Consider the following 23325-nt stretch of genomic DNA (forward strand, 5'->3'; position numbering starts at 1 on the left):
CGAACCTGATGGACTTACCCAATAACAGGGACAAGTAATTGACACCAATCCAGCCAAAAATCCATTCACCGTGTAGCTAAGATCCCATTTCTTGGTCTTGGGAAAACCAACGAACATGGCTGATAGTCCACCAGCACAAGCAGCAAGGGTGGTATTGGCGGCGACTCGTGCCGTCCCCTGAAAATCCATCGCCGACAGTGTAGAGCCAGGGTTAAAACCATACCAGCCAAACCATAGAATCAGACCACCGATTGCCGCGATCGTCAAATCGTGAGGCAGCATCGGGCCGCCACCATCTCGCTTGAATACCCGACCGAGGCGAGGCCCCAGCACGATCGCACCTGTGAGGGCAATTACACCGCCAACGGTATGAATCACCGCCGACCCAGCAAAATCACGAAAACCAGTACCCACAAAGGGTAAGAAGTTATTCTCACTACCCATCGATACCAGAAATCCATCTGGCCCCCAGACCCAATGCCCGATAATCGGATAGATAAAGGCAGAAACGCCAGTACTGTAAAGCAGATCGCCAACAAATCCCGTCCGACCGAGCATCGCTCCTGAAGTAATTGTCGAGCAGGTATCTGCAAAGGCGAATTGAAATAGCCAGAAAGCTAAGAAGGCAACACCTGTAGACTGATAAGTTGCTGGCGCACCTTGCAAGAAAAACCAATTGCCACCAATAAAACCATTGCCAGTACTGAACATAAAGGCAAAACCGACCGCATAAAATAGAATGCCGCACAGACAGGTATCAACGATGCATTCCATCAACACGTTGACAGTTTCACGAGCGCGAGAGAATCCCGCCTCCAGCATCGTAAATCCCGCCTGCATCCCAAATACTAAAAATGCGGCAAGTAGAGTCCATAATGTATTGATCGGATTGACAATATCATTAGCCTTGACGACCGGGTCTGCGGCTAGCACGGGCGCACCGACAAAGTGTGCGACGATCGGTATTGCCACAAAAGCTAGCACCAAAATCGCCACAAACTTAGAGAACAGCAACAAGTAACCATACCTCCGCCATTCCGGCTCTTGTAATCTTTGACCCAATCGCCTCCAATTATCGAGTCTGCGACCGCTGCGGCTGTGAGTTGGTAATGGCTCTAATCCCGAATTGACTTTTTGCTGGGGATTTGTCACCAGATCTCGAACTTTTGTCAATAAACCCGCACAATTCGCGATCGATCGCTGGAGTATTTTACTACTCACTAAACCAAAATCGGGTGAGGAACCGAATGGACGGGACGCTCGACCGTTAAATCTACCTTTGCTGACTTTCATTAAATTATGCCTCTGAGAGCGGAAAACAGATACTAGTAAAGATATTTAAATGCAGAATGGGGAAATTAAATCGGTAGAATGCACCTGTTGGTAAGTAAATATATGTTGAAGTTCTCAATCGCCGAGCGAACTATGTTTGGTAGCAACCTGAGATCCTCAGATTAAAATTTAGCTCAAGGTAAAACTGCGATTTAAAGTCGCGCAGGTAAACCTGAAAACCATTGCTATAAGCTAGCTGAAGCTATATAAATCTAAGACTACGCAAGCTAGATTAAAAAAAATGTATCATTACTTACATTTCGATCGAGAAGTCCAACAGATCGCGCTACTCTTTGCCTAAATAAGTGCGATGGCCGATCTCTGCCAACCTAGCCTGTTTATCTAGCACCATTTCTTTGAGGCTTTGTCGATAGGACACTACTTGAGCTAACAGCTCTGGGTCTTGAGTTGCCAGGATTTGGACGGCTAATAGTCCGGCATTTGTAGCATTACCGATCGCGACTGTCGCAACGGGGATACCTGCGGGCATTTGGACGATCGAATAGAGTGAATCTACGCCTTGCAAGGTCTTGGTCTGAACGGGTACACCGATAACGGGTAATGGGGTTAAAGAGGCCACCATGCCGGGTAAATGAGCCGCGCCACCCGCACCTGCAATAATTACTTTTAAGCCGCGTTGGTGGGCGGTTTGGGCGTATTCTACCATCCGTTCGGGGGTGCGATGTGCGGAGACGATCGCGACTTCATGGGGAATCTCAAATTGTTCGCAGATTTCGATCGCGGCTTTCATTGTCGGTAAGTCGGAATCGCTGCCCATAATGATGCCAATCAGGGGAAATGTCATAAGTTAAAGAGGGCAAAAGGGGGCAATTTGTAACTTTAAGCTACGAGCATCATATGGCATCGATGAGGGCAATCGCGATGAAAAATTCAAAGACTAGATCCAAATTGGTATATTAACGATCGACAGATCCCATCGTCCAGCAGCTACCACTATGAAAGATTGTCAAATTACCAACGCGCGCATTCCCAAACTCCCTGGCATCTGGGAGATCGAGATTCGGAATGGCAAGATTAGCGCGATTGCCGATTGCCTCCGGCAGACCAGATGTCAACGGTTACTGGCAGCGGATTTACCGAGCCTAGACATCTGCGGCGATTGGATTTCGTTAGGTGGAGTAGATCTCCAGATTAATGGAGCCTTGGGACTGGCATTCCCTGACGTGCAAATGAGCGATTTCGACAAACTAACCCAGATCTGCGATTTCCTCTGGGAGCAAGGCATAGACGGATTTTTACCGACGATCGTCACGACCTCGATCGAGAATATCCATCGATCGTTAGCTGTCTTCGCCCAATTCATGGCGCATCAGCCTGCCAGTAACGCTCGCGTGTTGGGAGTTCACCTTGAAGGGCCATTTCTCAATCCTCAAAAACGCGGTGCCCATTCTTCAGCATATTTACTGAATCTTGATTTAAAATTTGTTACAAGTATTGTCAGTAAATATGCTGAGACGATTAAAGTAATTACCCTCGCCCCAGAATTAGACCCGACAGGCGAAGTTATCGTTTATCTGAGGTCTTTGGGCATTATTGTCAGCTTAGGGCACTCACAGGCGAATTTCGAGCAGGCAGAGCAGGCATTTATTGGCGGCGCGTCGATGGTGACTCATGCTTTTAATGCGATGCCAGGATTGCACCACCGCGAACCGGGACTATTGGGAGCAGCACTGACTCAATCGCACGTCCAGTGTGGGTTTATTGCCGACGGACAGCACGTTCATCCAGCGATGTTAAAAATTCTGATGCGTGCGGGGAGATATGGCGAAGGTTTATTTCTAGTCAGCGACGCTTTGTCGCCGTTAGGATTACCCGATGGTAAATATCCCTGGGACGATCGCGAAATTGAAGTTATCGATGGTACGGCAAGATTACCAGATGGTACGCTGTCGGGGACGACTCGATCGCTGTTAGTCGGCGTGCAAAATTTGGTGAAATGGGATATTTGCGATGTAGATAATGCGATCGATCTAGCCACTACCGCACCCCGTCGAGCAATTGGCTTATCTGATAATTATCTGGGACAATCGGCGAATTTATTGCGCTGGCACTGCGATCGAGATAATGAATTAACTTGGAGCAGACTTAAAATATAGATTTATTTTCACAATATGAAAGTCTACATTCTCAAAAACAAAAATGGCGATTTTGCTAGCGTCAATTGTGCTGCCGCTGATGATGGCTTTCGGAAAATGGGTTGGGAAATCGTGCCTTTCAGTCGGCTCGATCGTCCGTGCTTGCGAGATTTAACACCAGCAGATGTGGTAGTAGGATTTATTGAAGATGCAAATGCCGCACTATTACATTTAGGCATTGAATCGCCGCCAGAAATTAATTATCCCGATGAATTGACTAGTTTTTTAGGACGGAAGATTTGGCGATCGCGAATTAACTATATTGCCAAACATCCAGAGCTGTGGAATATTTTTATTAAACCGACCACTCTTGCCAAGAAATTTACCGGACGCTTATTAACGAGTGCTAAAGATTTAATTAGTTGCGGCGATGAATTTGAAGATACCGAAATCTGGTGTTCGGAACCAGTTAAGTTTTTAGCCGAATGGCGATGTTTCGTTCGTTATGGTGAAATTCTTGGCGTGAAATCTTACTATGGCGATTGGCGGCTACATTTTGACTCGCAAATTATCGAAAATGCGATCGCGGCTTATACTTCTGCTCCGGCTGGATATGCAGCCGATTTTGGAGTAACGGATAAAGGCGAAACTTTATTAATCGAAGTCAACGACGGTTATGCGATCGGGGCTTATGGTTTATTTGCCCCAGATTACGCGCGGTTATTAGCATCTAGATGGGCGCAAATCACTGGATCTAGAGATTACTCTATTTATTAGCCAGAAATATGAAAGTCTATATTCTCAAAGATAAATATGGTGAATTTGCTAATACTAATTGCGCGATCGCCTATGATGGCTTTCGACAGATGGGATGGGAGATTTTACCATTCAGACAGTCAGATAATCCCCTGTTACGAGATCTAACGCCGGAAGATGTAGTCGTCGGATTTATTGAAACCGTACATACGGCATTATTAAAGCTGAAAATTACCTTGCCAGATGCAGTTAATTATCCAGATGAGTTATCAGAATTTTTAGGGCGCAAGGTCTGGCGATCGCAGATTAATTATATTGCCAAACATCCAGAACTATGGAACATTTTTATCAAACCAGTAACCTCACCAAAAAAATTCAAAGGTAGACTTCTTAGCAGTATCAAAGATTTAATTAGTTGCGGCGATGAATTTGAAGATACCGAAATTTGGTGTTCGGAACCAGTTAAATTATTAGCAGAATGGCGATGTTTCGTGCGTTATGGCGAAATCCTCGGCGTGAAATCTTATGCTGGCGATTGGCGAATACATTTCGACTCGGAAATTATCGAAAATGCGATCGCGGCTTATACTTCCGCTCCAGCGGGATATGCCGCCGATTTTGGCGTGACGGATAAGGGCGAAACTTTATTAATTGAAATTAATGATGGATATTCAATTGGGGCTTACGGTTTATTCCCACCAGATTACGCGCGGCTGTTAGCCTCTAGGTGGGCGCAAATAACCGGATCTAGAGATTACTCTATTTATTAACACGATCGCATCTTTCCCCTTTCCTCTTTCCCCTGCTTCACTAGGGATGTTGTCCCTGCAAGAGGCGAACACAATTGACTCGATCGCCAAAAGTCTGTAAATTTACCATCTGAAGAGACTCTTTCCACTAAAATTGAGTAACCACTATCGATCGACCCCACAAATGCTCACAAATGCCCCCCTATTAGTCGTTCAGGATGTCCGTGCTGGCTATATTCCCGGCTCGGATATTCTCAATGGGATTAACTTTGTCGTTCAACCGGGCGAACTGGTAGCCGTAATTGGCGGGAATGGTGCGGGAAAATCGACACTGGCGAAAACAATTTTTGGGCTACTGACACCCAATAGCGGCACGATTACATTTAAAGGCGAAGAGATTGGTGGGTTAAAATCCGATCGAATCGTGCAAAGAGGGATGTGTTACGTTCCGCAAATCTCGAATGTATTTAAGTCACTGACGATCGAAGAAAATCTAGAAATGGGTGGTTTCATTCGTTCTGGCGATCTTCAGCAGCTCAAACAGAAAATATTTACGATGTTTCCCCGCCTCGCCGAGCGGCGCAAGCAGCGTGCGGGGACGCTATCTGGTGGCGAACGTCAAATGTTGGCGATGGGTAAGGCGTTAATGCTCGATCCTGAATTATTAGTACTCGACGAGCCATCCGCCGCACTCTCTCCCGCGTTGGTTACCGATGTACTCAAGCAAATTCGGGCGATTAATGAAAATGGTACGGCGATAGTGCTAGTCGAGCAAAATGCTAAAAAAGCCCTAGCGATGTCCGATCGGGGTTATGTTTTAGATACTGGCGTTGTCAAGCATGAAGGGATCGGTGCCGATTTACTCAAAGATCCTAAGGTAATAGAAACCTATTTAGGTGTCGGCGGACACCGATAAAGCTATTGTCGTGAATAGTGGCTAGTGAATTGTTCTTTATTACGCTTTCAACTTTTAACTTTCAACTGCCCTAATTTCCAGGTCAAACCTGCGATAAAATTATTAGTAACGTGAGCCACGATCGGGATAAATAAATTGCCCGTTTCGACCATTGTAAAGCCGAGTAATAGACCGACAAGCGTTGCCCAGACTGCATACGGCCATTGTTGGGCGTTAGTCATGTGTAATACGCCAAAACAAAGCGAAGATAACACAATCCCGATCGGATCTAAGCCGATCGCGGGTAACATTACGCCCCGAAATAATAACTCTTCACTCAAGCCAGGTAAAATTCCCAGCCAGATGACATCGGGCATCGCTAAGGGTTTTAACACCAAAGATAGATAAAAATCCGCACTTTCGCGATAAGTACCCCACGCGGCATAAACGATCGTACTCAATCCGGTCAATCCCAATCCTAACGCAATCCCGAATCCCAAATCTGTTAGCGTTAATGACAGCGGACGCAACTGAAAATCGCCTAAATACAGCCACAGCCGAGCTACTCCAAATAAAATTATGGCAGTCACCGCCATCGCAATCAGAATCTGGATTCGCGACAGGGGTTCGATATCTGGATTCTGGGAGTTACTCATTGCTTAGGGGATAGGGGATAGGGAATAGGGAATAGGGAATAGGGAATAGTGGGATAGAGTTGTAAATTAGATGTAGACCTCTTATTGACATTCTTTGAGTCGATCGATCTGGGGATAGAAACTATCGAGACTCATCCCGGCACGATCGACGGTAATGACACCGATCGCCTCTAAGTACGATTTTACCGCAATCGATTGAATACCGAGCGTTTTTGGTAATACTGACATCCGCGTCTGATTTTCAGCTACGGTGATAATTTTAGTATGCGTCGATTTGGCAAAGCTAATTAAGCCACTCCCACCACAGGCAGATTCAGGAATAATCACAGCATCAACTTCATCATTCCAGATCCCCCCCCGTCCCCCAGTCCCCTCGTCTCCCCGTCCCCCCGTCACCAAAAACTGCGGCGCGCGGCTCAATCCGACTAATACACAGGGCAAAAAAGTATAACCTAATTCTTCCGCTGCCGATCGGGGAGAAATGTCTGGATCGATCGGGAGTGGCGAGAGTGCGGGAGCGTGCGCGCAAGGCACTTTAAACGTCCGCACGACGAGATGGCTGATGACGGCTTCGGCTCCAGCTAAGGGATCTACACCCGTACCATGTCGATAATCGTGCAAAATTGTCGCCCCCGGATCGTCGGGAAAACGGGCAATTACAGCGATCGCATTCGCTCCAGTTTGAGTCAGCGATTTATCCACTGCACGCAACAGACTATCCGGTCGTTCGATCGTACCCCAGGAGGCTCCAGAAGACGCCGTACGCAGTTCTACCCCTAACGGACAATCTGTAACGACATAATCGGTTAAATCCAATCCTAGCGTCGCTCTAGCGGCATCTGCGGCTTGGAGATGTCGGATGCGGAGATCTTCGGGAATCGCGCGATCGAATACAATCCCGATTCGATTGCGCCGCGCGGGTTGTAAACCCCAACTACCTGTGGCAAATTTGTCGAGCGCGTAACCCTCAACATACAACGCATTGGGTATACTCCAGTACAATTGCGCCCCATTCATCACATTCGGATGGGTAATTAACCGATCGCAACTAGCTGCAACTGCTTTGGCGATGGGTAAAGCGTCCCCAGCATAGCCTCCCATTGCCGCACCGATCCCAGTGGGGACGATTAGAACTACTGTGTAAGGACAAGTGGACATAAAAACTTGGCGATCGCGAGTGGCTGTATTCATAATCGGGCAAATTCGCCAACGATTCAACCCCAGCCACTTACATCTAGTTTAGCGGTCGTATTCATGCACCAGAATCGCTAGCATCAATTTATATTAATGCCGACATAAACCTGCCCCTACAAACTCAAACGCTCCAGAATGTAATTACCAAACCACCTGTGACAATTAAAGCACCTCCGACCCAGATCGAAATGCTAGGTATTTGACCGAATCCAAAATAATTAATTAATTGAGCCACCAGAAAAAACAGACTGACGTAAATCCCCAATAACTTACCAAAATCCCACGCAGGTAAGTTCACCACAATCCCATAGCCTAATAACGTCAAACCACCGAGTAAAATAAATTCAACTTGATGTACCAGCCCGCGACTCTGCAACCCTTTTCGCACCAACGCATCGCCCCCAGCTTCTAAGACAGCCGCACCTAACAAAATTAAAAATACTAGTCCTTGACTCACTGAGGTTGCTCCAGTCACAATGAAATTATCCTCCCATCGATAAAATTTACCCAACGATCCGCTGGGTATTTTTATGCCAAACATACCTATCCCTTATCCCCTGATTTTCACAGGAAGTCTATTCTTTATCGGTATCGGTAACTCGCCAACTGAGCTTCACATTCAACCAAAAATTGAGAAAAGTAATCATCGCGATCGCGATTAATTTGGCGAGGTATTCATTAACATGGACGATATTAAACAAGAAATTGACAATTAAGACATTCAAAATCAATCCAGCCATACAGACTAAATTAAATTTTAGAAATCTTCGCAACCGTTTGCGATTGCCCTGTTGTTTGCTGGAAATATCGCCAAAAGTCCACAAATCATTCCACAAGAAGTTATTAATAATCGCTATTTCCGAAGAGAAAATTGCACTGCGAGTTAACGCTAGACCCAATACCGTTCTTAACAGATAAAATATGCCCATATCGACGAAAACGCCGCTAAACCCTACTACTCCAAAGCGGAGAAAGCGCGTAACTGGCCATAATGAGAAGCGCAGTTTAACTAAATGTTGAATGTACTCGATATACTGTTTCCAGGTAACTTTACTCGCACCCGCCACCCGCTCTCTAAACACATATCCAGTTTCAGAAATCCAGCGAATTCGTCCTCTGGCGGCTACTTCGATTAAAATTTTGTAACCGACGGGACTGAGTGGTTTATCGGCGATCGCACTCCGCCGTACCATAAAATAACCGCTCATTGGATCGGACAAGCGACCGATGACTTCTGGTAAAATTACCAAGCCTAATATTTGCGCGCCGCGCGAGAGAAATCGCCGCGCCATACTCCATTCGCTGACACCGCCGCCTTCGACGTTGCGACTAGCAACTGCTAATTCGGCTCCTTTTTCCATCTCCCGCCACAGTTGAATTAAAATTTCGGGCGGGTGTTGGAGATCGGCATCGATTACCCCCAGAATTTCGCCTTGTGCGGCTTGCCAACCACGAATTACTGCTGTTGATAGTCCGCGCTCTGTTTCGCGGCGGATAACGCGTAATTGAGGGTACTGAGGGATTAATGCACTCGCTAATTCCCAAGTGCGATCTGGACTATCGTCATCGACGACAATTAGTTCGTACTCTTGGGGAATGGTGCGATCGAGTATTTTACTCAAAATACTCACGATGTCTTCAATGTTTTGACTTTCATTAAAGGTAGGAATTATCAGCGAGAACTTAACGGGTTGGAGATTTGCAGCAGCTCCTGACGGTCGTTCGGGAATGGCTAACGAGCCGGAAGGATTGGGTAACAACAAATTGGTGGTACGATCGCTCATGAGAAATTTTAGGCTGGTAGGGGCACTTTATTTATTACTTGGTAGCTGTCGAACTGATTAAGTAATCAATTGGCTTTTCGTCAGGACTTTGAATTAGATAGTTGTAAAAGTATTTTTGTTCGAGTGCGGGTGAGGTTGTCGGCGATAGTTGTTTGAGCTTAAACTGACGTTCCCCAAATACTAGCGGCTCTGTTCGCCGAGTTAGTTTGCCATTTTTGGTTTCTAATAAAATGACATTATTACTCTCGACTTCCCGTTTGGTTTCTTCTTCGCTTATCCAAGGTACGGCAGCACTAATATGAAATAAGTTCTGCTTCGATACGATTTGCTCTTGCCAATTTGATTGTAGTCGGTAAGCTTGAGGAACTGATTTCCATGTCGTGGGGAATTTGTAAATATGTGCCAAAACATGGGGGAGTTCCCATTCGAGTCCTTTAATTTGTTTGGGATTGGAAACTCCTCTCGATTCGCGGAAGGGAATCGGTTGTCTGGTATCGATTAAGCCACTAGGTTCGACTAAAATTGTCGTCCCATCGGTTAAATCGGGACACAGCCGAACGACATCTGTCCAAAAGCCGCGTTGATGTTGCCACATTAATTGGTAGTCTTGCTGAACTCTGACTCCAAATCCGACTAAAAGAGTAAAAAATCCGGCTAGTCCGAATACTGCCAATCGCTTTTTATCGTATTTACTGGCTGTTAATAAAATCGCCGAGCAGATACAAGCTGCTAAGATTGAAGTGCCAATTACCGCCGCTGCATGAACTCGTGCCGTGCGACCATTAATAGCAAATCCAAAAGTAGTCATGGCAAGGGGATAAGCTAACACTAACGCGATCGAGCCAGTAATTAGCGGCTTGGCATAGGGTTTGAAAAAATCGGGAATTTTGGCAAATCTTTTAGCTTTAATTAAGGTACGGAGGCTAAATGTTTTATCTAAGGGATTGAGTTTTATAGAAGTCAGGAGATAGCTCAAAACGAGGAAAGATGGCACGCAGAATAGCCAGAGTTCGCCATTAAATTGGAACAATGTTTCGATCGGTCGATAGATTAGCATTGCCAAACTAGTCATCGGGCCGACGATCGGATTAATAAATAATAGCGCGATCGACTGGGGACTAAAGTTAGAAATTTGATTTTCGCTGGCTAGCTTGCGGAGGATTCCCGCGCAGATAATGACGCTGACTAGAATTAAACCGTGCTTTAGTAAATCTTTTGGTAATTTTGCATCCCATTTTTTAGCAAATAAGGGCGCGATGAGAAAAACGGTAAAGATCGGCTCGTAGGCAATCAAGCATAAAAAGACGACTAAATACGATAGTTTTTTTCTACCAGCAATGTAGCAATGAAAAGCCGTCAACAGGAAACAGATTGAAGGTTGAACCCCTAGAGAGTGAGTTAGATAATCTCTAGTCGAGTCAGCCGGAAATAGACAAAACGAGATCGCTCCCGTTAGCGCAAAGACTCGGTTGTCATAGACTTTATTTAATAATAGATAAAATAAGTAAGCATTGATGGTTACAATCGCAAACCCGATCGCATATGCATACTTTAGCCCGCCTAGCTTTAGACCTACATACGAAAATAAATAAATCAAACCATCATGAAATGGCCGACCTTGAAAACCCGTATCGAAAATAACTTTGTGAATTAACTCTCCCCAGCTCAAGCCGACGATCGTGGGAATCCTAACCCAATCATCTTCGTACAAACCAAAACTAGCAGAGTGCCAAAAATTTGCCATCCACACGATCGCGGCAAATAGTAAAAAGATCGCAATCTTAGGTAGCTCTAAATCTCTAACCCGCTCGGTTTTAGCATAAAATTGACCTTGTTTTAAATTCATTTATCAATACCTATTGACTAGTAACAATCGCAACTAAGTATCCGATCTCTAGCTCTATTCTTCCAGAAATATGCATCAGCCACAGTTCGATCGATTGCGAGAATATTGTTAGCGATGTTCAGTAAAAATTTACACCGTGAATTCGATCGGTAACGGGCATTTGGTAATTATAATCGATAAAACTAGGCTTGAGATCGGCTAATTCTCTCAAGTTAATGTGCGATCGGCATCATCAAAGTTTATTAAAATTCGCTATCTTTGTAAGTCCGATCGTTTACAACCTAAAAATACCAAATTAATAGCGATCGCGATCGTTGACATAATTTCAAAAGTTTGCATTACGATCGCAATAGCTGTCAAAATTAGACCTCCCAGATGACTGGATAGTCGAGAAGCCACAGCACAGCGAACATATAGAACCCTCTGTATAATCGTCTATAGACTTATAGACATCATGACTCAAGCTAGAGAACCAGACGACAACGATACCAATCGGGCACTTAGACGACTAGATCGCAGAGTACGCCGCCTTGAAGACACCCAAATGCCAGCAAGCGAACTTAATGACTCATTTAACCGAGTCTACGACGAGATGGATGCACTAGAAGCCCAGATCGATACACGGTTCGATGCTCTAGAAGCCAAGATCGATCGACAGTATGAAGAGATGAACCTCAAATTCGCTACCATCATGCGCCATCTCACTGGCGAAGGAAATAACCCAATCCTTTAATCGACAACACACACCTCAAACTCTCTAGATGATATTCTATATATGTTTAAGGTTTGGAATCGTCCGCACTGCCCAACATGGTTGTCGATAAAAATGAATCGGTAAATTTGCTATCTTGTCGCGATCGATCGGCGATCGTTTCGCCTAATTGGGTCATGTAATCGATCCAGGGTGCTTCTGTCTCTGGCTCGTCGCTAAAGTATTCGCGCGTCGAGGCGAAAGGATCTTCGCTTTCATATTTTTGGATCGTGCCATTGACAATGATGCCCAACACCTCACACCGAGACATGACGATCTTTTCGCGTGCGACGCTGGCACTATTGGCATCGATAACCCCAGGGCGTGCGACTACTAACATGCCATCGCTAATTTGTCCTACAGTTAGTGCGTCGGGGGCGACTAGTACTGGTGGCGTATCGATAATTACGAAGTCATATAAAGCCGAAGCCTCTTGAATCAGTCGCTTCATTTGGGGAGATTCCAGGCAAGAGAGCGAATTTGCAGGTTTGGATCCGGCGGTAATGACATCGAGATTTTCCATTACCGTCCATGCAGCTTGTTGAAACTTAAATTTAGATTTACCGCTGACTAGTTCGCTCAAGCCTTTTTTAAGCGGTAGTTTCCAGAACTTATGTTGAGATGGCACGCGCAAATCGGCATCGATTAATAATACTCTTTGTCCCAAACCTGCGATCGCCGCAGCTAAATTAGCCGCTACTTTCGATTTACCTTCGTTAGCTACTGCACTAGTAATTGTCAGCGTGGTTAGCGATCGATCGGCATTAATAAATCTCAGATTGGCTTGAATCGTCCGCGACATTTCGCTCGTTAATGATTGGGGGGTATCCCTAACGGCAACTTCGAGCGTTGTGGCGATCGGATGGCGATCTAAGCTGCGTTTTTGGTGTTTACTACTTGCCGGAATTATCCCTAGTAATGTATAGCCAAATGCCCGTTCTACTTCTTTAATAGTTTTGAGAGATCGATCGCGGAGTTCTAAATAAGCGATCGCACTAGTACCTAACAATCCGCCCAACAGTAGCCCCAAACTGCCGACAACTGGCTTCATCCCTGCATCTGGTTTGTCAGGCGCGATCGCGCTAGCAATAATGCGGGCATTAGAGATATTTTTATTTTTAGCTAACTGTAATTCTTGAACTTTTTTTAATAAATTTTGATAGGTCGATTGCGATACTTCTACCTGCCGTTCTAGTTGTCTTTGGCTTTGAACTAATTGTGGAATCTCACTGACTCGTTTTTGATATGCGATGCGAGAATTTTGCAACGATGAGAGTTTTTTGACGAGTCCAGTTTGCTGAACTTCAGCTTTTAATAAGTCGCTAATCAGGTTTTGTTTGAGTCCGCTAATTTGTAATACCCCCTGTGGCACTGGCGATCGATCGCCTACAGTGGTCTGAATTTGCCTAGCAAGCAGCGTTTTTAACTTAGCTTGCTTTTCTTTGAGACTAATAATAATGGGGTTGTCATTAGAAAATCGGCTGCTTTCTGTTGCCAACTGTCGCTCTACATCTTGGAGCTGCGTTAGAATTCCTTGTACTGCGGTAGATTGACTGACGGCACTAATCGACATAGCTGCTTGTGAATCTAAATTAACTTTGGCTCGGAGTTCCGCTCTTTGAGCGTTAGATTCTGCTAGTTGTGCCTGAGTATTATTGATATTAGTTTCTAATTCACCGATAGTTTCCACCGCCGATCTGGATTCTTCAACTAAATCGACGATATTATGTTTCTGTTTGAATTTACGTAATGCTATTTCGGCATTAGTAACGGCAACTTGAGTTTGGGGTAGTTGCCGATCCATAAATTTACGCGCCGCTTCGGCTTCGGAGCGACTGGTGTCGATATCGTTTTCTAAATAAACAGCCATTAATGTATTGACAATCTGAGCGGCTTCTTTAGGATTGCGATTTTTATAATTAATTTGTACGATATCCGAGCCACCGACAATTTTAGCAGTCAAACCAGCTTGGAGAGCGGCAGGATCTAATGGCTGACTGCCATTGCTGGTGAGCTTGAGTCGATCGATTGTCTTCTGAATTAAGGGTCTGGATGAAATTACTTCCATTTGGGTCACGATCGGGTTTTGCGTGGCTACCAACGGTCTTAAATCGCCCGATTCTCCTTCACTAGCACCAGATGTCAGCGTCGAACCGACTAATTTAAAGGTAGAATTTTTGAATAATAATCTGCCTTCTGCTTGATAAGATGGTTTCAAGAATTGAGCGGCAAAAATACTCAAGCCAAATGTAAAAGCAAAGATACTAACCGCAGGTAGCCAATGACGTTTTACTGCTAATAAATATTGACTTAAATTTAAGTCGATCGCTTCTTTGGAATCCATAAAAACTTCTATATAATCTGCTATTATAACAAACAATTCACAAGGCGAATCCGCTAAAATACCTACTTAAATAATAGGGGATCGGGACTGAGATCTAATAATTAAGTATTTTGGCGATTAGCGGCGGGGAGATCGATCGATCGCACGAGCGATCGCATTCCAGGCTAATTTAGGTCTTAAATCTCGATCGAATGGCAACGGACGGACATCGCTACCGTCCTTACGGGGCGCGTAGCCAGGAATCCAGGTATGGCGATCGGTAAAGCCCCAATTAATGATGGCAATGACGGCTGGCTCGGCTAATACTGTGGTGAGATAATCTTCGTATACGCCTGCAATTAATCGATCGCGTAATTCGGGATCTGTCGGTAAATCGCGATCGATTACGTCTAATTCGGTAATCATAATTTTCAAACCTAACTTGGCAACATTCCGCAGAAATTTCCGGAATTTAGGAATATTTTTGTAATCGAGATCGCCGCTCAAGTGTGATTGAATCCCCAATGCATGAATGGGCGTACCTTGAGCTTTGAGTTGCGTAAGGAGTTTGAGGACGGCAACCTGTTGAGATTCTTTATGTTCGAGGTTAGTCTCGTTATAAACTAGTAATGCTTTCGGATCGGCACGAGCGGTAATTTCAAAAGCCAATTTAATATAATCTGGCCCTAATAAATCGACCCAAATATTTTTGGTTAAATTATCGGGACGCGGGCCGATATCGATCGCTTCATTAACGACATCCCAAGAATGCATTTTGCCCGCATAACGCTTCACCACAGTTTCAATGTGACTGGTCAAAATTTGCTTGACATTTTGGCGATTGAGGGTATCTTTAAGCCATGCTGGTAAGGAATTACTCCAGACTAAAGGATGTCCCCGCATCAACATATTATTTGCCGCAGCAAACTTAGCAAAATAGTCGATTTCTGTAAAGTTAAATCTGTTAGGACTCGGCTGCACGACATCCCAATAAAATCCAGTTACCATTAGACCGAATTCGCGAGCGAAAACCGACTTCATCATCGGATTGGGATCGAAGACAGGGCTATCGACATGCGGCAGGGCACCATAAATTAAGCCCTTAGCACGCGCTCTTTGTCGGAGCGATTGTTTGCCTGTCACGCTAAACCGACGATTGCTACCTTTGGCAGTTTGCAGATCTTTAAATGGATAAATCAGCCAGCTTAATGCGGGTAATTGACCTAATGACACAACTGTCAGCGCAGTTATCGCGCTCGTCCCTAAATTGAGGATGTGTCGCCGAGAGTACAAACGGCGCAGAGAAATTTTCACCATATTTTCGTTAAGCGATCGCGGACTAGCTAGATCTATCCTATTTTCGGTAATAAATTAGGTCATGGATAGTGAGTAGTGGATAGTGAATATATTTCACACGGGTATTGCTTGCGCTGTTGCAAAAAACACCATCTAACCTAAAACCTAAAACCTACTTAGCACTAAGTAATTGCTGCAAGAATAAGAATATAAAGCGGGGATTCTGTTTGAAATATCGCTTCCACAAGCGGCGCGGTTCCATTAGCAATCTAAAGAACCACTCCAAACCGACTCGCTGCATCCAGACGGGAGCTTGTTTGACGCGCCCGGAATAAAAATTAAATGCCGCGCCGACACCGAGCATGACCGCCGGGATTCGATCTTGATGTTTCGCCATCCAAATTTCTTGACGCGGACAACCGATCCCGACGAATAAAATTCGCGCTCCCGATGCCACGAGTTGCTCGGTGTAGGCGAGATCTTCGGCGGGGGTGAGTTCGCGAAAGGGTGGTGAAATTTGGCAAGCAATTTCGATGCCTGGAAACTTATTGACTAAAAAATCGGTAAAAGCGACCAGACTTGCTGGCGTACCGCCGTACAGGGCGATCGGGACGTGCATTTGGGCGGCGGCTTGACAGACACTTAAAGTTAGAGCTGGGCCGCAAACTCGCGTCGCGGTATCGATCCCCAGGGCGCGCAAGCCCCAAACTAGGGGCATTCCATCTGGGGTGACTAATTCAGCGCGATCGACTATACGGGCAAATTCGGGGCTGTCGTGGGTTTCCATTGCCATGTGGACGTTAGCCGCACAGACATATCTACCCACTCCTTGGTGCGACCAGGTGATAATCCGATCTGTCGCATCTTCATAGCTGGTGGCATCTACCCGCATTCCAATAATGCGGCGATGTGCTAATGGTGGTATGTCCTCAATTGGTAGTTTCATGGGGGTTATGCGTTAGACGATTTCGTTGGAATGCATGGGTCGATCGAGATCTTGAGTTTTGGTAGCCACCGTCGCATAGAGGTGGGACAGTGAATTGATGTAATTGTCGATATCTAGATGTTCGACGCTATGGCGCGCGCTCCGTCCGAGGGAGAGTCTCAACGCCTCATCGCCAATGAGCTGTTGCATTGCTTGAATTAATTGCGGCAGGTTTCCTGGCTCGACTAATAACCCATTGCGGTTGTGACGGACGACTTCGGGAATGCCACCAACTGGAGTGACGATCGTGGGTAAACCCCACGCCATCGCTTCGAGCATCGACATGGGCAAACCTTCGTTATAGGAAGGCAGAATAAACGCATCGGCTGTCGCTAGCAATTCGTCGCGTTGAATTGGATCGAGCCATTCGAGAATCGAGACTTTATCTGTCAAATTTAATTTAGCAATTAACCGATGGGCGGATTCGAGATCGCCATTACCCGCTAAAATCAATTCGACGCGTTGGAGATCGGCGGCTGGTAGCTGGGCAAATGCTTCGATCAGATCGAAAGCACCTTTGTCTTGCTTGGGGAAGGAGATCAGCGATTTTGCTAAGTCCATCGGGCCGCCTCGCTTGCCAATCCGACCTAGAAAGACAAATTTTAAGAGATCGCGTCCCGATCGATTGGGAACGGCTGGGGGCACGCTGACGGGATTGTACAAAACGGCAACTCGATCGGGATTTAAGTGCAGTTTGTTAATGTAGTAATCTCGCCAACTATGGGAGAGGACGATCGTTTTGCTACAATGCCCGAACAGGAAAGCGATGGTTTGCTGGAGAAATTTCGGCAATTTCTCGTAGAATTCTTGGTAGGTGGCTCCATGTGCGTGCAGCACGATCGATTTCCGAAACAGGATGCCGATCGCAATGAGAATTGATTTCCGCAGCGTACTACCTCGCTCGGCAAAATGAATATGGATGATATCTACTTCTTGACGTAATATTTTCCAGCATAAATGCTGAATTGATTTGACATATACAATGATATTCTGCATTGCAGAACCTCGAACGATCGTCGGGACGTGATGGATTCTTAGTTGACGCGAATCGCCATTACTAAACCCGATTTGTTTGCGTGCGTGAGCGTCGATAATCAGTTTTTGAACGGAAGTGATGCCACCTTGAATATCGAACCCAGTACCCAGCATGAGCACGTCGAGCGTCGGTTTTCTTTTATTATTAAAATTTTTCATATGATAGCTATATTGTAGCGATCGAGATCGCTACTTTATGATGTAAACAGTTTGACATAATTTGAATGTAAAAAGATCGGCAATTTACCATTTAGATCGAATCTAGATTTGACACAGTTTGTAAGTATACATGAAACAACAACTCAATTCATTACAGTTATACAGAGGGATAGCATCGGTATTGGTCGTGTTGCACCATGCAAATATTATTCTCGATCGGGAGTTACAGCAAGATGGCTCGCTAAAAATATTTCATTTCGGTTGGGTTGGTGTTGATTTTTTCTTTGTGTTGAGTGGATTTATTATTTTTTATATCCATCAAGCCGATCTCGGTCGTCCCAGTCAGTTCAGAACTTTTATTACTAAAAGGTGTTTGCGGATTTACCCTTTATATTGGCTGGTCTTATTCGCAAAGATATTATTATCTTTATTTGGAGATAGTAATAGTGAGATTTTTAAAACTAGTTTCGTGAGATTTATTCAGATTTTCCTACTGGTACCTCAGCCAGGGACTAACTTAACTAATTTTATCGGAGTGAGTTGGACGCTTACTTATGAAATTTTCTTTTATATATTATTTGGATTACTAATTTTACTAAAGTCGGATATTTCTAAGTTAGTTGGCGGAATTTGGATCGTTGGCTTATTAGCGAATGCTGCTGATTTATTGCCGACAGAGCGAGTTTTTTTACTAAGCTTTGTCTTTAATATGCGGAATTTAGAATTCATTTTTGGTTGTCTTGCTGCATATATAGTATCAAAATCTCCCGCACTCAATGGTAAGTTTTTAGTCGGTGTTGCTTTAAGCATGTTGACAGTAGCGATTTTTAATACCAAGTACAATGAAACTGCGATATCATCAGATGTCGCTACCTTAATTTACGGGATTCCATTTGCATTGCTCATCGTCGGATCGGTAATTATCGAAAAATCTACACCCCTGAAAGTTCCTCCCTTCTTAATTTATCTGGGCAATGCCTCATACTCAATTTATTTGACGCATGGGTTTATTTTAAACAATATTACGAGACTTTATCTAAAGTTCGCACAAAAGTATCAAAGTAATTTATTATCTTTGCGCTCCGATAACATTTTATACATCGCAATTTCGTTGGTAATTGTCGGTCTGAGTATTGGATTTGGTTGTATTGTTTACAATGCGATCGAACGACCGATAATTAAAGCTTTCCGGGGAAAAGTTAGTTGAGAAGTCGATCTTTATTGGTAGATATACCCTATATTTTCACTACCGCCAAGTCTCGATCTGGGATTGGCTGTGGTAGCGAAATCGAGAAAAATATCGATACTTGCATCACCCATAAAAAGTTATTTTGAAGCACGAGCGCGCTTTCGGTGAGATTGGAAAGAATAATCATCCCGAAGATCGTAATCGGCCAAAATGTATCTGGAGTCTTGAGTCTGCGGATATTGGCGAGTGCTTTGCGAACACTAGTGATAAAAGCTGTCGCATACAGCGAAAGTCCGACGAAACCCAGCTCGGTACACAGATCTAAATAACCGTTATGACTATTAGGTGCTTTGAAAGCAGAGGCGTTCCAGACGTAAGCCGAAGGCCCTTCCAAGCCTTGCCAAAAGGCTCCAAATCCATATCCAAGCCACGGTCGTTCCCAAATTTTATCCAATACCAACGGCCAAAAGTTGGTGCGTCCGGTGAGTGTTAAGTCTTTTCCCAACGCGCCGACAGCTTGCTCGGCATTACTGGTTACTAATAAATATAAGATAACGCCGATAGCGGAAATGCCAATCAGGATCGGCACTACAAATAGATAGTTCCATCCCAGTACGGGTAAAATTGCTAAGATACCTAACAAAATTAAGAGATTGACGATCGATGATGTCGATCGGGAGAGGATAATTAGCAGGACAGATGCAGCCACTAAGCTCCACATCAGCCACCTGCGTTTTTGAGCTGAGAGTGCGAGCAGGCAAAATATCACGGCACTGAGCACCATATTTTTACCCAGACCATTTTTATGGTTGTAGATTCCCCGCCAAGCTCCGGCATGAAAGCCACCCATTTGACCGAATTTCGGTAACAATACCGCAAAAATAATACTACTAACGATCGCGATGCCAAACATCCAGCCTAAGAGGTGTAATTGCTCTTTGAGAGTGTAGCGGCTGGCAAGATAGAGTGAAAACAGCATCGTGCCAGACAATGCCACTATGCGAGTTTTGGTTAGTTCTGGCGAATAAGACCAAAAAAATGAAGCCGCTGCCAATCCAAATAGCAACCAGAAGATGCCACCTTTCGACATAACTGGTAGAACTTGTTTCCAGCGTAACAATAGCAAACACAAACTAATAAAGTAGACAATCAAAAAGACTTGATTGATGGCCGCCAAATCGATCGTGGTTTCATCGTCACCTTCGCTGACACCACCAGACAAGAGTAAAATTAACGGTACCCCAGCATAGTGGAGCATGGCACCGATCGTAAATATTTTTTCAAAGATAAAAAATTTCTTCATAACTACTTCTATGATGAATAGCGATATTTCATATAGTTAAAAATAATTCTGGCATAAACCTCAATTTTTTCAGGGATAGTCAGTGCGTCTAAGTATTTGTCGATCGTTTCCTGGGATTCTGATTCAATCCCGCCGTTGAGCCAATAAATACTCATTGCATAAGCAAAAATATTATTAGAGAATTTTGAGACGATCGATGAGAAATTAGATTTCATCCAGTAGGCAGTCAGAATATTAATTCTAGCAAATAATTTTTGTTTATCTCGATCGGTTCTTAATGTGTAAGCGTTGTTATTGTGAATCCGTTGGCGTGCTAATTCGGCAATCGAGACAAATCCGGGGGCTAATCCGATCGCTAGATATTTGATGTAATCATCGCTGGTAATCCGAATCGCTTCTGGCATTGGTAGTATCTGTGCTAGCAGCTCGCGCTGGAAACACATAGTCGAAGTTGCCAAATTGATATCGGGCATTTTCCCTCTCAATTTACCCCCCTTAATTATCTCCCGGAGATCGTACTTACCGGAAGACCAATTATGCTGAGATTCAAATTTCTGACTGCTATCGCCAAAGAAGTTGAGAGCGTGAAAGCACCAACCTATCTCGACATCTGCGGTAAAGATTTTGACAATTTCGGCAACTTTGTGCGGCAAAAAAATATCGTCAGCATCTAAAAAACAGATAATTTCTCCATGACTGGCTGCAAATCCGGTATTAAAAGCGGAAGCTTGTCCGCCATTTGACTTGATGATGGGGAGAATTTTATCGCCGTAGCTAGCAATAACATCGTGAGAATTATCGGTAGAGCCATCATCGACGACGACAATCTCGATGTGGGGATAAGTTTGATCGATCGCGCTATCGATCGCGGCGGTGAGAAACCGTCCGTAGTTATAATTATTAATCAGGATACTCACTAGTGGCGATTTTAAATCCGGCATAAATATTTAAGTAAATAATTAGTGTAACCATCAATCGTTTGTCTGATGACAATTAGCTAGTAGATGACTTGTGCGCGAATATATTCAGAGCTAACGCTTTAGTCATTACCCACCCAAATTTACGAGCGGGTTGGTAGATAAAGCACATCACATAATCTGTAAAAGTGTAAGAAATAACTGTGGCGATCGCTGCACCAACTTCTTGATAAATAGGAATCAGCCAAAAATTCAGACCGATATTCATAATTGCACCCATAAAGCTGGCAGTTAACGCGAATCCAGCGAGTTCTTCAGTTGCGATCCAAATCTGTTTAATATTACCAAAAAACATCCAAATTGAAGACCAAATATGAATCGATAAGACGATTCCCGCCGAGGCATATTCTGGACCAAATAGTAGAACGATCAGCGGCTGCGAACAAAAGGTAAGGGTAATTGCAATAACGTAAAAGATTGCAGCCGATAGATTGCAAATATTTTGCAACCTTTGATAATATAGTTGTTCGCTAATTTTTTTAGCTTCAATAATGTGTGGTGTGACCGATCGGGTAATTGTTAATACTAAGAATCCCCAATTTTCGGATATTTTCACGGCTACGGCATAGATGCCCACCGCTTTGGCAGTTGCTAACTGACCGAGCATAATTTGATCGACATATAGATAAATCATCACCGATAAATTAGAGAAAATTAGCGGCCAGCTCACGTCTAGTAATTTACGAGCACGCAACCAATTAACTCGCCAATTCTGAATCTTTTGTCCGGTTTTTTGATAAGCAATAACTAAATTAATCGCTCCAATAATATCTTCAGCTAGTACTGTAAAGGCAAAGGCAATTAAAGGCGCATTAGTTTGTAATAATACAACTCTGACTAAAGTCATGAGGATAAAAGAAACATTACTCGCCACCACTGTATGCTTTGATTTCACTTGGGAGCTAAACCAAGCATCGATCGCACTAAAATTCTGAAATAATAGCGAACTCGACATAATAATGACGATCGCCCGCACGGATGGATCGTTGGGACGCAACCAAAAAATTGTGGTAATTACCAATAAAAATGAGGCAATGCCACTAAATAATCGCAGTACGAAAGCTGTACCCAGAATTTCGTAGCGACGATCTGGTTCGTGAATCGCATCGCGCACCACAAAATGAGTCAAACCCATTTCGGCGACATTCGCAAAAATCGATATTAGCGCGATCGCATAGTTGAGCGTACCAAATCCTTCTGTCCCCAAATAACGAGCCATCCAAGCCACAATAAAGAGGCTAATAATTACCCGCAAAACTCGTCCGCCGACCAGCCATCCCATGTTCGCAATAATGTTGCGGATATTGGGGCTAAGATCTTTAATTTTAGTATTTAATTTATTTAACATTTTATTTAAGGTAAAATTCGTTCTATTTCATATTAAATTTAATATTAAATAAGTTCAAAATTGATAAATGGGTTAGAGAAACTGATGGTATTTATCTAGTGCGGCGGCCAACGAAAATTCTTGCCCCCTTCTAATTAAAATGTCGGGATCTGGGGGATTATTTAGGGTGCTAATAATTGCTGTTGCCAAACCGTTCGCATCGCCGACAGCGACTAAATTTCCATATTTACCATCAGCTAAAATTTCGGATGGCCCACTTTCACAATTAGTAGAAACCACTGGGGTGCCTGCGAGCATTCCTTCAACCAAGACATTCCCAAAACCCTCATAGACGGAAGACATGACTAGCATTTGAGCTTTGAACATATATGCATAAGGATTAGCAACAAAACCAAGAAAAACCACATCGTTGACGAGATCTAATTCTTTTACTAAATTTTCTAAATGTAGTAATTCTTCACCTTGTCCTAAAATTATCAGTCTGACTGGACGAGTTTGCCTGACGATCGCGATCGATCGAATCAGCGTTGCAAAATCTTTTTGCTGGCTCAATCTACCGACACCCAAGATCGCAGGAATGCGATTTTCTAAGAGCCAATCGCAATCGATCGGTTCTTGAAATTTAGCAATTAAATCGGTAGTAAAAATTGG

At 44.1% G+C, this 23325-nt stretch carries 21 protein-coding genes; 6 read left to right on the top strand and 15 right to left on the bottom strand.

All coding sequences use genetic code 11. From position 1 onward, the window contains the following. On the bottom strand, positions 1–1293 hold a 1293-nt coding region (locus tag RMO79_RS09905; RefSeq protein ID WP_310482972.1), incomplete at its 3' end, for a hypothetical protein. Between the two features lie 325 nt (positions 1294–1618). Next, a complete protein-coding gene (gene purE / locus RMO79_RS09910; RefSeq protein WP_310482974.1) occupies positions 1619–2137 on the bottom strand; it encodes a 5-(carboxyamino)imidazole ribonucleotide mutase in 519 nt (172 codons plus the stop codon). Positions 2138–2288: 151 nt separating this feature from the next. Between purE and nagA the strand changes: the two genes are divergently transcribed. The 4 genes from nagA to RMO79_RS09930 all read left to right on the top strand — a co-directional run bounded on the left by nagA (position 2289) and on the right by RMO79_RS09930 (position 5849). Next, positions 2289–3449 carry an N-acetylglucosamine-6-phosphate deacetylase gene (gene nagA / locus RMO79_RS09915; RefSeq protein ID WP_310482975.1) on the top strand — a complete coding sequence of 387 codons (1161 nt, stop codon included), beginning with the start codon at positions 2289–2291 and terminating at the stop codon, positions 3447–3449. 15 nt (positions 3450–3464) lie between these two features. Further along, positions 3465–4205, top strand: a complete 741-nt coding sequence (locus RMO79_RS09920) for an ATP-grasp domain-containing protein (RefSeq protein ID WP_310482976.1) — start codon at positions 3465–3467, stop codon at positions 4203–4205. Positions 4206–4213: 8 nt separating this feature from the next. Next, positions 4214–4954, top strand: a complete 741-nt coding sequence (locus RMO79_RS09925; protein ID WP_310482977.1) for an ATP-grasp domain-containing protein — start codon at positions 4214–4216, stop codon at positions 4952–4954. A gap of 163 nt (positions 4955–5117) precedes the next feature. Beyond that, entirely contained in the window at positions 5118–5849 is a 732-nt protein-coding gene (locus RMO79_RS09930; RefSeq protein WP_310482978.1) for an ABC transporter ATP-binding protein, read from the top strand. A gap of 47 nt (positions 5850–5896) precedes the next feature. Here the strand turns inward: RMO79_RS09930 and RMO79_RS09935 are convergent, their stop codons facing one another. From RMO79_RS09935 to RMO79_RS09955, 5 genes are all read right to left on the bottom strand, one after another. After that, a complete protein-coding gene (locus tag RMO79_RS09935) occupies positions 5897–6484 on the bottom strand; it encodes a CPBP family intramembrane glutamic endopeptidase (protein ID WP_310482980.1) in 588 nt (195 codons plus the stop codon). Between the two features lie 81 nt (positions 6485–6565). After that, a complete protein-coding gene (locus RMO79_RS09940) occupies positions 6566–7675 on the bottom strand; it encodes a DUF3326 domain-containing protein (RefSeq protein ID WP_396136565.1) in 1110 nt (369 codons plus the stop codon). A 124-nt stretch (positions 7676–7799) separates the two neighbouring features. Beyond that, complete coding sequence (locus RMO79_RS09945; protein WP_310482981.1) at positions 7800–8153, bottom strand: hypothetical protein; 354 nt, start codon at positions 8151–8153, stop codon at positions 7800–7802. A 100-nt stretch (positions 8154–8253) separates the two neighbouring features. Next, positions 8254–9462: a glycosyltransferase family 2 protein gene (locus RMO79_RS09950; RefSeq protein WP_310482982.1), complete on the bottom strand. Its 1209-nt coding sequence runs from the start codon at positions 9460–9462 to the stop codon at positions 8254–8256. 34 nt (positions 9463–9496) lie between these two features. Further along, positions 9497–11308, bottom strand: a complete 1812-nt coding sequence (locus RMO79_RS09955) for a hypothetical protein (protein ID WP_310482983.1) — start codon at positions 11306–11308, stop codon at positions 9497–9499. Between the two features lie 454 nt (positions 11309–11762). Here RMO79_RS09955 and RMO79_RS09960 point away from each other — a divergent pair, with 454 nt between their 5' ends. Beyond that, positions 11763–12041, top strand: coding sequence for a hypothetical protein (locus RMO79_RS09960; protein WP_310482984.1), 279 nt, complete (start codon positions 11763–11765; stop codon positions 12039–12041). A gap of 46 nt (positions 12042–12087) precedes the next feature. Here the strand turns inward: RMO79_RS09960 and RMO79_RS09965 are convergent, their stop codons facing one another. The 4 genes from RMO79_RS09965 to RMO79_RS09980 form a co-directional block, all read right to left on the bottom strand. Beyond that, entirely contained in the window at positions 12088–14403 is a 2316-nt protein-coding gene (locus RMO79_RS09965) for a polysaccharide biosynthesis tyrosine autokinase (protein WP_310482985.1), read from the bottom strand. Positions 14404–14520: 117 nt separating this feature from the next. Then, complete coding sequence (locus RMO79_RS09970) at positions 14521–15699, bottom strand: endo-1,4-beta-xylanase (protein ID WP_310482986.1); 1179 nt, start codon at positions 15697–15699, stop codon at positions 14521–14523. Between the two features lie 151 nt (positions 15700–15850). Continuing rightward, the gene (locus tag RMO79_RS09975) at positions 15851–16624 is read right to left on the bottom strand and encodes a WecB/TagA/CpsF family glycosyltransferase (RefSeq protein ID WP_310482989.1); all 774 of its coding nucleotides are present in this window, start codon (positions 16622–16624) and stop codon (positions 15851–15853) included. 12 nt (positions 16625–16636) lie between these two features. Further along, positions 16637–17857 (bottom strand): glycosyltransferase family 4 protein, encoded by a 1221-nt coding sequence (locus tag RMO79_RS09980; protein ID WP_310482991.1) that lies wholly within the window; start codon positions 17855–17857, stop codon positions 16637–16639. A 130-nt stretch (positions 17858–17987) separates the two neighbouring features. Here RMO79_RS09980 and RMO79_RS09985 point away from each other — a divergent pair, with 130 nt between their 5' ends. Further along, positions 17988–19064, top strand: a complete 1077-nt coding sequence (locus RMO79_RS09985; RefSeq protein WP_310482992.1) for an acyltransferase — start codon at positions 17988–17990, stop codon at positions 19062–19064. A 28-nt stretch (positions 19065–19092) separates the two neighbouring features. On the opposite strand, the gene RMO79_RS09990 is transcribed toward RMO79_RS09985, so the two are convergent. The 4 genes from RMO79_RS09990 to RMO79_RS10005 form a co-directional block, all read right to left on the bottom strand. Beyond that, positions 19093–20349, bottom strand: a complete 1257-nt coding sequence (locus RMO79_RS09990; RefSeq protein WP_310482994.1) for an O-antigen ligase — start codon at positions 20347–20349, stop codon at positions 19093–19095. Between the two features lie 8 nt (positions 20350–20357). Then, complete coding sequence (locus tag RMO79_RS09995; protein WP_310482995.1) at positions 20358–21290, bottom strand: glycosyltransferase; 933 nt, start codon at positions 21288–21290, stop codon at positions 20358–20360. 52 nt (positions 21291–21342) lie between these two features. Next, a complete protein-coding gene (locus RMO79_RS10000; protein WP_310482996.1) occupies positions 21343–22674 on the bottom strand; it encodes a flippase in 1332 nt (443 codons plus the stop codon). A gap of 72 nt (positions 22675–22746) precedes the next feature. Next, positions 22747–23325: glycosyltransferase (locus RMO79_RS10005; protein WP_310482997.1), on the bottom strand; the 579-nt coding region annotated here is incomplete at its 5' end.

The sequence above is a fragment of the Chamaesiphon sp. VAR_48_metabat_403 genome (assembly GCF_031422475.1).
In the GTDB taxonomy this organism is placed as follows: domain Bacteria; phylum Cyanobacteriota; class Cyanobacteriia; order Cyanobacteriales; family Chamaesiphonaceae; genus Chamaesiphon.

Bases quoted from the DNA above. Each gene is read 5' to 3' on its own strand.
- purE (WP_310482974.1), bottom strand. From the start codon at position 2,137: ATGACATTTCCCCTGATTGGCATCATTATGGGCAGCGATTCCGACTTA.
- nagA (WP_310482975.1), top strand. From the start codon at position 2,289: ATGAAAGATTGTCAAATTACCAACGCGCGCATTCCCAAACTCCCTGGC.
- RMO79_RS09920 (WP_310482976.1), top strand. From the start codon at position 3,465: ATGAAAGTCTACATTCTCAAAAACAAAAATGGCGATTTTGCTAGCGTC.
- RMO79_RS09925 (WP_310482977.1), top strand. From the start codon at position 4,214: ATGAAAGTCTATATTCTCAAAGATAAATATGGTGAATTTGCTAATACT.
- RMO79_RS09930 (WP_310482978.1), top strand. From the start codon at position 5,118: ATGCTCACAAATGCCCCCCTATTAGTCGTTCAGGATGTCCGTGCTGGC.
- RMO79_RS09935 (WP_310482980.1), bottom strand. From the start codon at position 6,484: ATGAGTAACTCCCAGAATCCAGATATCGAACCCCTGTCGCGAATCCAG.
- RMO79_RS09940 (WP_396136565.1), bottom strand. From the start codon at position 7,675: ATGAATACAGCCACTCGCGATCGCCAAGTTTTTATGTCCACTTGTCCT.
- RMO79_RS09950 (WP_310482982.1), bottom strand. From the start codon at position 9,462: ATGAGCGATCGTACCACCAATTTGTTGTTACCCAATCCTTCCGGCTCG.
- RMO79_RS09955 (WP_310482983.1), bottom strand. From the start codon at position 11,308: ATGAATTTAAAACAAGGTCAATTTTATGCTAAAACCGAGCGGGTTAGA.
- RMO79_RS09960 (WP_310482984.1), top strand. From the start codon at position 11,763: ATGACTCAAGCTAGAGAACCAGACGACAACGATACCAATCGGGCACTT.
- RMO79_RS09965 (WP_310482985.1), bottom strand. From the start codon at position 14,403: ATGGATTCCAAAGAAGCGATCGACTTAAATTTAAGTCAATATTTATTA.
- RMO79_RS09970 (WP_310482986.1), bottom strand. From the start codon at position 15,699: ATGGTGAAAATTTCTCTGCGCCGTTTGTACTCTCGGCGACACATCCTC.
- RMO79_RS09975 (WP_310482989.1), bottom strand. From the start codon at position 16,624: ATGAAACTACCAATTGAGGACATACCACCATTAGCACATCGCCGCATT.
- RMO79_RS09980 (WP_310482991.1), bottom strand. From the start codon at position 17,857: ATGAAAAATTTTAATAATAAAAGAAAACCGACGCTCGACGTGCTCATG.
- RMO79_RS09985 (WP_310482992.1), top strand. From the start codon at position 17,988: ATGAAACAACAACTCAATTCATTACAGTTATACAGAGGGATAGCATCG.
- RMO79_RS09990 (WP_310482994.1), bottom strand. From the start codon at position 20,349: ATGAAGAAATTTTTTATCTTTGAAAAAATATTTACGATCGGTGCCATG.
- RMO79_RS09995 (WP_310482995.1), bottom strand. From the start codon at position 21,290: ATGCCGGATTTAAAATCGCCACTAGTGAGTATCCTGATTAATAATTAT.
- RMO79_RS10000 (WP_310482996.1), bottom strand. From the start codon at position 22,674: ATGTTAAATAAATTAAATACTAAAATTAAAGATCTTAGCCCCAATATC.